This is a genomic window from Actinosynnema mirum DSM 43827 (assembly GCF_000023245.1).
Lineage (GTDB): Bacteria > Actinomycetota > Actinomycetes > Mycobacteriales > Pseudonocardiaceae > Actinosynnema > Actinosynnema mirum.
The window spans coordinates 1,291,300-1,303,900 of record NC_013093.1 but is presented as its reverse complement, the minus strand read 5'-3'; the positions used below and the strand labels follow the sequence as shown (position 1 = coordinate 1,303,900).

Here is a 12,601-nt window from a genome sequence, read left to right as displayed (position 1 = left end):
CTACCGGGACAGGGGCAGCGCATCACGGTGCGGTGGGGGCGACAAGGGCCGAGCGGTGGAAAAGACTTGCAGGAGGTTCGGGGTGCCGCGCGCGCCCCGGCCCGGTGCGATCACCGGGCCGGGGCAGCGGCGTCAGCGGTGTTGCGGTCCACGAACACCTCGCCGAAGTGCCGGACCCCGTCCAGCGGCGAGGTGTTGGCGGTGGGTGGGGCGTTCACGAAGCCCGCCTGCGGGCCGAAGGCGGGGTCCAGGGCGTTCGGCCCGAACGCGCCCGCGTGCAGTGGCCCGGACACGAACTCCCAGAACGGGTCGAAGTCGAAGGCCGCCGCCCGGTCCGGCGAGGCCGAGGGTCAGGTCGGCGGCGATGATCTTCCAGGTGGCGGTGCCGCGGTCGAGCGCGTCCACCAGCCAGCGGGCCTGCGCGGTCCCCGGCACGTGCCCGGTCTTGTCACGCGGGGAGGTGTTGGCGTCCTTGTCGAGCACGAACACCTCGACGTGCGCGCCGCACGGGAACTTCCGGTAGACCCGCCCGTCCACCGCGCGCGCCGGGTCGACCGGCTGCCACTCGTGGAACGCCCGGAACGCCCGCGCCGCGAGCACGTCGACGCGCTTCTCGGTGCACTGCGGCAGGTCCAGGATCTCGCCGGGGTACCAGTTGTTGACGACCTCGTGGTCGTCCCGCTGCACGAACGAGGGCACCGAGGCGGCGAACTCGCGGACCTCCGGGTCGAGCGTGGTGTACGCGAACTGGCCCCGGTACTCGTCCGGGGTCTCGGCGACCTTGGCCTTCGCCGCAGTGGTCGTGGTGCGCCACACGCGGCCGTCGGGCAGCACCACGCGTTCCTGGAGCGGCGGGTCCGCGTAGACCGTGTCGCCGCTGTGCAGGAAGAAGTCGGGGTGGCGGGCGGTCATGGCCGCGCAGCCGGGCATCCCGCCGAGGTCCGGGTTGCTGCCCCACCCCTGGCCCGCCACGTCGCCGGACCAGGTGAAGCGCGCGTCCGCGCGCCCGAGCGGTGCGGAAGCTGCCGGTCACCGCCTCCCCCTTGGCGCGCCCGTCGAGGTCCTCGGCGACGACCCGGTGGTGCACCCGCCTGCCGGGCGGCAACCCGCGCAACCGGACCTTGCCGGTGCCACCGGTGTCCGGCGTCAGCAGCGGCCCGAGCCCACACCAGCCCGCCGTCCCACGACACGTCGCCGGACTGCACCCCGTGCGTCAACTCGGGCCGCCCACCGCGCGCGAGCGCGACACCGGTCACCAGTCCCCCGGCAACCCCGACCGCGCTCGCCTTCAGAAGCGTCCGCCTGTTCACCACGCCTTCGCTCATGTCCCTCGTGTGTAGTGGGCCAGGACGACAACGGGGTGAACGCGCCGAACAACCGAAGTGGCCGCTCACCGAAGGCCGCCTTGATCACCGGTGCCGGGATCGGCGGTGAGCACCTGACACAGCGGGCACAGGTCCAGCGGCAGCACGTAGTCCGCGAAAGCCCCACGCTGCTTCGAGACGACTCCCTCTCCCCCGCACATCCCGCAGGTTCCGCGGTCGTCCTCGGGCTCGGTTCGGCGGGTGGCGCAGTCCGGGCAATCAGAAGAATCAGACATGACGGCACCGTGGGCCGCCGGTGTCACCCGACCGCTCAGCCCGAAAAGGCAGCTGCCGAACACCGCCCCGAAAACGCCGATCGCCGCGCACCAGGACTCGGTGCGCGGCGATCGTGGAGTGCTCTCGGCTACGGCTTCGGGTGTTCGCCCGACTTCCAGGCCGCCGCCTGCTCGGCCTGGGCCTGGGCGGCTTGCTGCTGGCTGGGGAGGCGGCCTTCGGCCATGCGTTTGGTGACGTCGTGGCGCAGCCACAGCAGGTAGGCCCAGACCAGGCTGAACATGATGCCGACCGCGCCCAGGGCCGTCATCAGGACGATGCCGGCGACCATCACCACGTGCAGCGCGATGATCAGCCAGACGACCCACGGGTGCTTGAGCAGCGCGCAGGCGCCCACGAACGCCAGGATCAGGGCCAGCACCAGGTAGCCGGTGCCGGTGCTGACGCCGCCGCCCAGGTTCGCCACCACCGGCAGGGCCAGCGCGGTGACGATGGCCTCCAGGATCAGGGTTCCCGCCATGATGCCCCGGAAGGACTTCATCGGGTCCTTCTTGGGGGCTGGCGCAGGGGCCGCCGGGGTCGTCATGCCGGTTCCTTCCCGAACAGGGCGCGGGCCTGCCCCGCCGTCACCACGGAGCCGGTCACGATGACGCCTCCGCCGGACACCAGGCCGTCCTCGGTGTCCTCCGCCATGCGGACCGCGTCCTCGATCGCGTCGGCCAGGTTCGGCTGCACGACGATGCGGTCCTCGCCGAAGATCGGCAGCGCCACGCCCGCCAGGTGGTCGGCGTCCATGGCCCTCGGCGAGGAGTTCTGGGTCAGCACGACCTCGGCCACCCTCGGCTCCAGCGCGGTCAGGATGCCGACGGCGTCCTTGTCGGACATGACGCCGACGACCGCGATGAGCCTGCGGAAGCCGAACTCCTCGTCGAGCGCCTTCGCCAGCGCCTCGGCGCCGTGCGGGTTGTGCGCGGCGTCGACCAGCACGGCGGGCGCGGCGCGCAGCCGCTCCAGCCTGCCCGGCGACTCGACGCCCGCGAACGCCTCGCGCACCGCCTCCACGTCGAGCTGCCGCTGCGGCCCGGCGCCGAAGAACGCCTCGACGGCGGCGAGCGCCAGCGACGCGTTGGCCGCCTGGTGCGCGCCGTGCAGCGGCAGGAACACCTCGTCGTACACGCCGCCGAGGCCCTGCAGCCTGAGCATCTGGCCGCCGACCGCGACGTCGCGCCGCAGCACCAGGAACTCCGAGCCCTGCCGCGCCACCGTCGCGTCGACCTCGGCGACCCGGCGCAGCAGCGCCTGCTCGGCCTCCGGTCGCTGCTGCGCGAGCACGACGGTGGAACCGGGCTTGATGATCCCGGCCTTCTCCTCCGCGATGCCCGCCAGGTCGTCACCCAGGAACTCGACGTGGTCGATCCCGATCGGGGTGATCACGGCGACCCGCCCGTCGGCCACGTTCGTGGCGTCCCAGGAGCCGCCGAGGCCGACCTCGACCACGGCCACGTCGACCGGCGTCTCCGCGAACGCCGCGAACGCCATGCCGGTGAGCACCTCGAACTTGCTCATCGGCACGTCGCCGCGCGAGTCCACGATGGACACGTACGGCTTCACGTCCCGGTACGCCTCGACGTACTGCTCCGGGCTGATCGGCGCCCCGTCGACGCTGATCCGCTCGGTGGCCAACTGGAGGTGCGGGCTGGTGTAGCGACCGGTGCGCAGGCCGACGCGCGTGAGCAGCGCCTCGACCATGCGCGCGGTCGACGTCTTGCCGTTGGTGCCGCCGACGTGGATCACCGGGTAGGCCTTCTGCGGCTCGCCCAGCACGTCGACCAGCGCCCTGATCCGGTCCAGGCTCGGCTCGATCTTGGTCTCGGGCCAGCGCTTGTCCAGCTCCGCCTCGACCACGCTGAGGATGCCGAGCGCCCCCGGTTCGAACGACATCACGCCTCCGGCAGTGTGGCCAGGCGGGCGTTGATGCGCTCGATCTCGGCGCTCGCGGCCTCCAACCGGCCCTGGATCTTGGCGACCACGTCGGCGGGCGCCTTCGCGGTGAACGCGGCGTTGCCGAGCTTGCCCTGGCACTGGGCCTGCTCCTTCTGCGCCGCCGCGAGGTCCTTGGACAGCCGCTTGCGCTCGGCGACCACGTCGACGGCGCCGGACAGGTCCAGCTCCACCTTCACGGTGCCGCCGGGCAGGCCGACGTCCAGCGACACCGAGGCGGTGAAGCCCTCGACCGGCGCGGTCATCCTGGTGAGCGAGCGCACCGACTCGACCAGACCGGCCAGGTCGACCTCGTCCGCGCCGAGCACCGCGCCACCGACCTTCTGACCGGGCTTGAGGCCCTGGTCGGAGCGGAACCGGCGGATCTCGGTGACGAGCTTCTTCACGCCCTCCACCCGCCGCGCCGCGTCCGCGTCGACCCGCGCGCCGCTCGCCGCAGGCCACTCGGCGATCACCAGCGACTCGCCGCCGGTGAGCGTGGTCCACAGCACCTCGGTGACGAACGGGGTCAGCGGGTGCAGCAGCCGCAGCAGCTTGTCCAGGACGTGCCCGAGCACCAGGCGGGTGGACTCGGCCCGCTCACCGCCCTCGGCGATCTGGACCTTGGCCAGCTCCAGGTACCAGTCGCAGAACTCGTCCCAGGTGAACTTGTAGAGCGCGTCGCTGATCCGGGAGAACTGGAACGCCTCGAACTGGGCGTCCACCTCGGTGATCAGGCCGTCGAGCAGGTCGAGCACCCAGCGGTCGACGTCGGTCAGCTCGGACCGGTCGGGCAGCGGGCGCTCCACGTTCGCGCCGTTGCCCAGCGCGAACCGGGTGGCGTTCCACAGCTTCGTGGTGAAGTTGCGGGAACCGGCCGCCCACTCCTCGGCGAGCGCGAGGTCGGAGCCGGGGTTCGCCCCGCGCAGCAGGGTGAACCGGGTGGCGTCGGCGCCGTAGGAGTCCATCCAGTCCAGCGGGTCGATGCCGTTGCCGCGCGACTTGGACATCTTCTTGCCGTGCGCGTCGCGGATCAGGCCGTGCAGGAACACGTGGTCGAACGGCTGCTTGCCGTCCATCGCGTACAGGCCGAACATCATCATCCGGACGACCCAGAAGAACAGGATGTCGTAGCCGGTGGACAGCACGCTGGTCGGGTAGAACTTCGCCAGGTCGGCGGTCCGCGCGGGCCAGCCGAGCGTGGAGAACGGCCACAGGCCCGAGGAGAACCACGTGTCGAGCACGTCCTCGTCCCGCGTCCAGCCCTCGCCCGACGGCGGCTCCTCGTCTGGGCCGACGCACACGATCTCGTCGTTCGGGCCGTACCAGACGGGAATGCGGTGGCCCCACCACAGCTGGCGCGAGATGCACCAGTCGTTGAGGTTCTCCACCCAGTCGAAGTAGCGCTTGGCCAGCTCCGGCGGGTGGATGGTGGTGCGGCCGTCGCGCACGGCCTCGGCTGCGGCCCTGGCCAGCGGCTCGACCTTGACCCACCACTGCATGGACAGGCGCGGCTCGATGACCGTGTCGCAGCGCGAGCAGTGCCCGACGCTGTGCTGGTACGGGCGCTTCTCGGCGACGATCCGGCCCTGCTCGCGCAGCGCGGCCACGACCGCGGGGCGCGCCTCGAACCGGTCCAGGCCCTCGAAGGGGCCCTTCACGGTGATGTTGCCCCGGCCGTCCATGACGGTGATGGCGGGCAGGTCGTGCCGCTGGCCGATCTCGAAGTCGTTGGGGTCGTGCGCGGGGGTGACCTTGACCGCGCCGGTGCCGAACTCCGGGTCCACGTGCTCGTCGGCGACCACGGGCACGAACCGGCCGGTCAGCGGCACCTCGACCTCGGTGCCGATCAGGTGCTGGTAGCGCTCGTCCTCGGGGTGCACGGCCACGGCGGTGTCGCCGAGCATGGTCTCGGCGCGCGTGGTCGCCACGACGATCGAGCGGTCGCCCTCGCCGTAGCGGATGGACACCAGCTCGCCGTCGTCGTCGGAGTGGTCGACCTCGATGTCCGACAGCGCCGTCTGGCAGCGCGGGCACCAGTTGATGATGCGCTCGGCGCGGTAGATGAGGCCGTCGTCGAACAGCTTCTTGAAGATGGTCTGCACCGAGCGGGACAGGCCCTCGTCCATGGTGAACCGGACGCGGGACCAGTCGACGCCGTCGCCGAGGCGGCGCATCTGGCCGAGGATGCGACCGCCGACCTCCTCGCGCCACTCCCAGACCCGCTCCACGAACTTCTCGCGGCCCAGGTCGTGCCGGGACACGCCCTCGCTCGCGAGCGCGCGCTCCACGGCGGTCTGGGTGGCGATGCCCGCGTGGTCGGTGCCGGGCAGCCACAGCACCTCGTAGCCCTGCATCCGGCGGCGCCGGGACAGGGCGTCCATGACGCTGTGGTTGAGGGCGTGGCCCATGTGCAGGCTGCCGTTGACGTTGGGCGGCGGCAGGACGATGGAGAAGGGCGGCTTGTCGCTGTTCGCGTCGGCGGTGAAGTACCCGCGCTCGACCCACCGCTCGTAGAGCCCCGCCTCTACCTCGGCGGGGTTCCACGCCGGCGGGAGTTCGGGACGCTGGGGTGCGGAGGGCTTCTCAGTCACGCCGGGAAGTCTACGAAGAACGACACCACCGGCTCGAACCAGATACCCGGCGCCCCGGACCCGGATGCGCGCTTTCCGGTCAGGCGCACCCGGAAGCGTCACCCGGCTCGCCGACGCGCGGTGATCGCCACCGAGGGTGACGCAGCGCTGCGGACAGACATCCACGCAGGTGGAGACGGGTGTGGCCGGTGCGACCCCCTCCCCTGACCACCACCGGGGAGTTCACCCGGCCAGGAGCTGTCGTCACCCGCTGCGACCCCCGTAACACCGCCCCCGGCTAGGCCGATCGAGTGAACGAGCTATCCGGAACCGGGGGGAACGTGCAGGGCTTCGAGGACCATCCCGACCTCAACAGCGACGAGCCGTGGGTGCGGCAGGCGCTCGCCCGCTCGAAGCGGGAGCGCAGGCGGGCGCGGCTGCGCTCGCGGGGCGCGAAGGCCGGGTACGCGGCGCTGGCGCTGGCGGTCGCCGCCGGGGCGGCGTTCTGGCTGCGCGGCGCGGACCTGCCGGGCGGAGCGGCGCGGGTCGGGGCGGCGGCGACCGGGTCGACCGCCGCCACCACGACGACCGAGGCCACCGCGGTCTCGACCGTGGACGACTGGCGCCGGGTCGACCCGGCCGACCCGTTCGCGGGCACCCCGGCCGCCACCTGGGCGGACGGCGCGGCGGGCGTCACCGTCCCGCAGGCAGCGCCGGTGGGCCCGCACGGCGCCGAGGAGGTCGCGGCGGCCTACGAGCGGGCGCGGCAGCTCGTGGTCGCCGCCAGGCTCGACCGCAGGACGCTGGTCGACCACGACCCGGAGCCCTTGCTGTCGCTGCTCGCGCCGGACAGCCACCCGCAGGTGCGCGACAGCCTCGCCGCCTCCTCCGGCTCCAGCCTCGTGACCAGGGTGGCGCGCGGGTTCGCGCTGCTGCCCGTCGAGCCGAAGGTGACGGGCTCGATGAGCGCGGGCCTCGACCCCGAGGGCAACCTCCTGGTCACCACCGACTACCTGTTCGCCTACGCGTTCGCCTTCGGCGACCGGGACCGCGTGTTCAACCCCATGCAGACGGTGGTGGTGACCAGGATGAGGACGGAGTACTCGCTGCTCTCCGGCAACCGGTACGCGCCGGGCAGCCAGGGCGCCTGGTTCACCTCGTCGGAGGGGTACACCTACTCGATGGCCTGCGGCCCCGCCCGCGAGGGCTTGATCGCCCCGGCCTACTCCGAGCAGGCGTTGGAGACCGCGCCCAGCACGACGGCCCCGCCCGAGCGCTACTTCGACCCGTCCATGCCCATCGCCCTGGAAGGGGACGGCTGCGAGCGGTGACGGCCGGTCCGACGGGGTGAGCGCGAACGGGGTTGGCGTGGCGGTGGGAGGCAGGCGGGCGCCGTCCGCGCTGGTGGCGCTCGCGCTCGTCGCGTCGACGGGCGTGCTGGTGGCGCGGTCGGGCCGGCGGCCCGCCGTCGCGCACCCGATGGGCGCAGGCGTGCCCGCCGACTACCGGTACGACCCGGCTCCCCCCTTCCGGGGGACCCCGGCCGAGGACTGTTCTCCACGACCTGCCGGGCGCACGCGCGCACGGCGGTCGAGCTGGGCGTGAACGCCGACGCGGTGCTCACCAGGGTCGCGGGCGACTAGGCGCTGCTGCCGGTCGCGCCGAGGGCGACCGGCTCGATGCGCGCCGAGGTGCGCCCGGACGGACTGCCGTCCGTGCGCGCCGACCACCTGTTCGCCTACGCCTTCGCCTACCCCGACCCGGACGGGGTGCGCTCGCCCGTGGAGGTGGTCTCGCTGGTCAGGCACAAGGCCGAGCACCTCGTCGTGGTGGAGGACGCCGACCACGAGCAGTTGTGGCAGGAGACCCGCACGGGTTACGCCTACTCGGTGTCCTGCGAGGCGTGCGGTCGCGGCTACCTCGCGCCGGCGCACTCGGTCCGAGGCCGTTCGGCCCAGTCCGTTACCCGGAATCCCCGGCCGGTCACGCTCCGGCACTTCGACCTCGACCGGGTGACCGAGGCGCTGTCGGGTTGCCACGAGCAGGAGACCAATCCCGGCCCCGCGAGTGACAATGGTCCTGGTCGGAAGTGACAATGGGCCCATGACCACCAGGCCACCGCTGCACGACGTCGACGAGTCCCAGCTGGAAGTCACCGGTCCCAAGCAGTGGGCCGCTGGCATTCCCGGTGTGGCGGTGTCGCTGCGCCGGGGCGTGGAGCAGATGGGCGTCACGCGCACCGTCACCACACTCCGGCTGCTCAACCAGCGCGAGGGGTTCGACTGCCCCGGTTGCGCTTGGCCGGAGCCGCAGGGGCACCGCAAGCTGGCCGAGTTCTGCGAGAACGGCGCCAAGGCCGTCGCCGAGGAGGCGACCCGCCGCCGCGCCGGGCGCGAGTTCTTCGCCGCCCACCCGGTCGCCGAGCTCGCCGAGAAGACCGACTACTGGCTCGGCCAGCAGGGCAGGCTCACCGAGCCCATGGTGCTGCGCCAGGGCGCCACCCACTACGAGCCCATCTCCTGGACGGCCGCCTTCGAGCTGGTCGCCGAGCACCTCAACGCGCTCGACGACCCCGACCAGGCGCTGTTCTACACCTCGGGCCGCACCAGCAACGAGGCCGCGTTCGCCTACCAACTGCTGGTCCGCTCGTTCGGCACGAACAACCTGCCGGACTGCTCCAACATGTGCCACGAGTCCTCCGGCGCCGCGCTGTCCGAGACCACGGGCATCGGCAAGGGCTCGGTGAGCATCAACGACTTCACCAAGGCCGAGCTGATCGTCGTGGTGGGCCAGAACCCCGGCACCAACCACCCCCGGATGCTCGCCGCCCTGGAGGACGCGAAGAAGGCCGGGGCGAAGATCGTCACGGTCAACCCGCTGCCCGAGGCGGGCCTGCTGCGCTTCAAGAACCCGCAGAACCTAAGCGGCCTGATCGGCTCGGGCACCGCCCTCACCGACGAGTTCCTGCAGATCAAGCTCGGTGGCGACCAGGCGCTGTTCCAGGCGGTCGGGCACCTGCTGCTGGCGTGGGACGCGATCGACAAGGACTTCATCGAGAACAGCACCGACGGGTTCGAGGCCTACGCCGAGAGCGTCCGCGAGATCGACTGGGACGTGATCCTGGGCGCGACCGGCCTGACCCGCGCCGAGATCGAGAAGTTCGCCCGCATGGTCGCCGAGTCCAACGCGACGATCATGTGCTGGGCGATGGGCCTGACCCAGCACAAGCACTCGGTCGCCACCATCCGCGAGCTGAGCAACGTGATCATGGCGCGCGGCATGATCGGCAAGCCGGGCGCGGGCCTGTGCCCGGTGCGCGGCCACTCCAACGTCCAGGGCGACCGGACCATGGGCATCTGGGAGAAGATGCCGGAGAAGTTCATGGTCGCGCTGGAGGAGGAGTTCGGCATCGAGGTGCCGCGCAAGCACGGCCACGACACCGTCGAGGGCATCAAGGCGATGCGCGCGGGCGAGGCCAAGGTGTTCATCGCGATGGGCGGCAACTTCGTGTCGGCCACCCCGGACACCCGCGTCACCGAGGCGGCGCTGCGGCAGTGCACGCTCACCGTGCAGGTCTCCACCAAGCTCAACCGGTCGCACGCCGTGCACGGCCAGGTCGCGCTGATCCTGCCCGCGCTGGGCCGCACCGAGGAGGACGTGCAGCACACCGGCGAGCAGTTCGTCACCGTCGAGGACTCCATGTCCGTGGTGCACCGCTCGCGCGGCAGGCTGACCCCGGCCAGCGACCAGCTGCTGTCCGAGATCTCGATCGTGTGCAGGCTCGGCCGCGCGCTGCTCGGCCCGGAGCACCCGGTGCGCTGGGAGGAGATGGAGAAGGACTACGACGTCATCCGCGAGCACATCGCGAACGTCGTGCCCGGCTGCCAGGACTACAACCGGCGGGTGCGCCAGCCCGACGGGTTCGTGCTGCCGCACGCGCCGCGCGACGCCCGCGAGTTCACCGGCACCCGGAGCGGCAAGGCGCAGTTCGCGGCCAACGAGCTGACCGTGCTGCCGGTGCCCGAGGGCAGGCTGATGCTCCAGACGATGCGCAGCCACGACCAGTACAACACCACGATCTACGGCCTGGACGACCGCTACCGCGGCGTCAAGGACGGCAGGCGCGTGGTGTTCGTCAACCCGGACGACCTGGTCTCGCTGGGCTTCCGGGACGGCGAGATGGTCGACCTGGTCAGCGAGTGGCCGGAGGACCCGAGCGGGACCGTGGAGCGCAAGGCCGAGAAGTTCCGGATCGTGTCGTACCCGACGGCGAAGGGGTGCGCCGCGGCGTACTTCCCCGAGGCGAACCCGCTGATCCCGCTGGAGTCCACGGCGGACATCTCCGGCACGCCCACCTCCAAGTCGGTCGTGCTGCGGCTGGAGAAGATCGCGTGAGGCGCGCGTCGGCGGCGTGGGCCCTGGCGCTCGTGGTCGCGGGCTGCACGGGCGGGCAGGAGCCCGCGCCGAGCGGGACGACGACGGCGGGGCCCACGTCGACCGGCGCGGCGAACGGGGCGAACTGCGCGCGGTTCGCCCCCGCCGACGTGGTCGGCCCCGCGCTGGGGCTGGTGCTCGGCAACCCCCGCGAGTTCGTCGACGGGCAGACCCTGACCTGCGAGTACGCGCGGGGCGGTGTGGAGACCGAGGTGCGGTTCCGGTCCGGGGTGGACGCCGAGGCGTTCGCCGGTGGCCGGAAGTCGGCCGAGGACGACGGGCTGCGGGTGGTGGACCTGCCGGACTTCCACGAGCAGGCGTACGCGGCCACCAGGGGCTCGGGCGAGGTCGTGCAGACCAGCGTGGTGGCCAGGCAGGGCGGACTGGAGGTCTCGGTGACCTCGGGGGCCAACGAGACCTCGGCGCGCAAGCTGGTGACTCAGCTGATCGAGCGGCGGAGCTAGGCGGTTCCGCTCAGGCGGGCCAGCACGGCCATGGCCGCGTTGTGCCCGCCGATCCCGCTGACCCCGCCGCCGCGCCGGGCGCCCGCCCCGCACACCAGCAGGTTGTCGACGTCGGTCTCCACGCCCCAGGTCCCGACCTGCTCGGGGCGCTCGGCGAACGGCCAGTCAAGGTCCCCGTGGAAGATGTGCCCGCGCGGCAGGCCGATCTCGGCTTCGAGGTCGAGCGGCGTGCGGGCCTCCAGGCACGGGCGGCCGTCGGCGTCCACGGCCAGGCAGCCCTCGATCGGCTCCACCAGGTGCTCGTTGAGCGCGGTCAGGTACCGGCCGACCAGGTGCGCGCGCAGTCCGGCGTTGTCGCCCTCGAACAGCCGCGCCGGGGTGTGCAGGCCGAACAGGGTCAGCGTGTGCCACCCGCGCCCGACCAGGCCCGGATCGAGGATCGACGGGTCGGTCAGCGTGTGGCAGTACATCTCGGCGGGCAGCACCTCGGGCACCAGCCCGGCCGCGCTGTCCCGGTAGGCGCCCTCCAGGGCGCGGTAGGACTCGTCCAGGTGCAGCGTGCCCGCGAACGCCACCCTCGGGTCCACCCCGGACCGGAGTCCGGGCAGCCGCTCCAGCAGCATGTTCACCTTCAGCTGGCACCCGTCCGCGACCGGCCCGACCGGCAGCCCGCGCAACCGCGCCAGCTCGGCCGGGGCAGCGTTCACCAGCGCGAACCGGGCTCCGACGGTCCTCGGGACCCCGTCCCGGTCGGCGAACTCGACCTCCGCGACCCGCCCGTCGGCGCGCACCGAGGTCACCTCGGCCCCGGTCACCACCTCGGCCCCGGCGGCGCGGGCGACCCGCAGCAGCTCGGCGGTCACCGCCCCCATGCCGCCGACCGGCACCCGCCACTCCCCCGTGCCGTTGCCGACCACGTGGTAGAGGAAGCACCGGTTGGCCGCCAGGTCCGCGTCCAGCGACGCGTGCGTGCCGATCAGGGCGTCGGTGGCCACGACCCCGCGCACCACGTCGTGCGCGAACCGCTCCCGCAGCGCCTCGCCGATCGGCCGCTCGAACAGCGGTCCCCACAGCCCGCCCGCGAGGTGCTCGACGCGCTCCCGCGAGGGCAGCGGCTCCAGCAGCGTGGGCGCCAGCGCGGACGCCAGGGCGGCGACCTCGCCGTACCACCCCCGCCAGGCCTCCCAGTCGCTCTCGGAGCCGCTGAGGGCCCGGAACGAGGAGGCTGTGGCGGGACCGGGTTCCCGTTCGACCAGGAGCCCGGCCCCGCCGCTCACCGGCGTGTAGGACGACACCGCGCGCGAGCGCAGTTCCAGCCTCAGGCCCAGATCGGTGGTGATCCGATCGGGCAGGAGGCTGACCAGGTAGGAGTACCGCGACAAGCGGGCAGGCACGCCTGTGAACGCCTGCTCGCCGACCGCGGCCCCTCCGACCTGCGGCAGCTTCTCCAGCACCAGGACCGAACGACCGGCCCCGGCCAGGTAAGCGGCGGCGACGAGGCCGTTGTGGCCTCCGCCGACGACTACCGCGTCATATAACCCGTCCACCGCCG

General features: G+C 72.5%; 9 protein-coding genes and 1 pseudogene. 5 read left to right on the top strand and 5 right to left on the bottom strand.

The annotated features are described in order from the left end of the window. Positions 1-110: 110 nt before the first annotated feature. The 4 genes and pseudogenes from AMIR_RS05865 to AMIR_RS05850 all read right to left on the bottom strand — a co-directional run bounded on the left by AMIR_RS05865 (position 111) and on the right by AMIR_RS05850 (position 6,172). Positions 111-1,325 (bottom strand): annotated as a pseudogene (locus tag AMIR_RS05865) (alkaline phosphatase D family protein). Positions 1,326-1,728: 403 nt separating this feature from the next. Beyond that, the gene (locus tag AMIR_RS05860) at positions 1,729-2,184 is read right to left on the bottom strand and encodes a DUF4233 domain-containing protein (protein WP_015800012.1); all 456 of its coding nucleotides are present in this window, start codon (positions 2,182-2,184) and stop codon (positions 1,729-1,731) included. Then, positions 2,181-3,539, bottom strand: a complete 1,359-nt coding sequence (gene folC / locus AMIR_RS05855; RefSeq protein WP_015800011.1) for a bifunctional tetrahydrofolate synthase/dihydrofolate synthase — start codon at positions 3,537-3,539, stop codon at positions 2,181-2,183. The genes AMIR_RS05860 and folC overlap by 4 nt, the downstream gene beginning before the upstream one ends. Further along, complete coding sequence (locus AMIR_RS05850; RefSeq protein ID WP_015800010.1) at positions 3,539-6,172, bottom strand: valine--tRNA ligase; 2,634 nt, start codon at positions 6,170-6,172, stop codon at positions 3,539-3,541. The genes folC and AMIR_RS05850 overlap by 1 nt, the downstream gene beginning before the upstream one ends. A gap of 290 nt (positions 6,173-6,462) precedes the next feature. Between AMIR_RS05850 and AMIR_RS35335 the strand changes: the two genes are divergently transcribed. The 5 genes from AMIR_RS35335 to AMIR_RS05830 all read left to right on the top strand — a co-directional run bounded on the left by AMIR_RS35335 (position 6,463) and on the right by AMIR_RS05830 (position 11,049). Then, entirely contained in the window at positions 6,463-7,482 is a 1,020-nt protein-coding gene (locus tag AMIR_RS35335) for a hypothetical protein (protein ID WP_015800009.1), read from the top strand. Positions 7,483-7,525: 43 nt separating this feature from the next. After that, positions 7,526-7,756, top strand: coding sequence for a hypothetical protein (locus tag AMIR_RS38800; protein WP_143760648.1), 231 nt, complete (start codon positions 7,526-7,528; stop codon positions 7,754-7,756). A gap of 74 nt (positions 7,757-7,830) precedes the next feature. After that, positions 7,831-8,244, top strand: a complete 414-nt coding sequence (locus AMIR_RS05840) for a hypothetical protein (RefSeq protein ID WP_015800008.1) — start codon at positions 7,831-7,833, stop codon at positions 8,242-8,244. Between the two features lie 10 nt (positions 8,245-8,254). Then, complete coding sequence (locus AMIR_RS05835; protein ID WP_015800007.1) at positions 8,255-10,546, top strand: FdhF/YdeP family oxidoreductase; 2,292 nt, start codon at positions 8,255-8,257, stop codon at positions 10,544-10,546. Then, on the top strand, positions 10,543-11,049 hold the full coding sequence (locus AMIR_RS05830; protein ID WP_015800006.1) for a hypothetical protein: 507 nt from the start codon (positions 10,543-10,545) through the stop codon (positions 11,047-11,049). Before AMIR_RS05835 ends, AMIR_RS05830 begins: the two co-directional genes overlap by 4 nt. Here AMIR_RS05830 and AMIR_RS05825 read toward each other — a convergent pair. Next, on the bottom strand, positions 11,046-12,596 hold the full coding sequence (locus tag AMIR_RS05825) for a phytoene desaturase family protein (protein ID WP_015800005.1): 1,551 nt from the start codon (positions 12,594-12,596) through the stop codon (positions 11,046-11,048). The genes AMIR_RS05830 and AMIR_RS05825 overlap by 4 nt on opposite strands. Positions 12,597-12,601 lie beyond the last annotated feature (5 nt).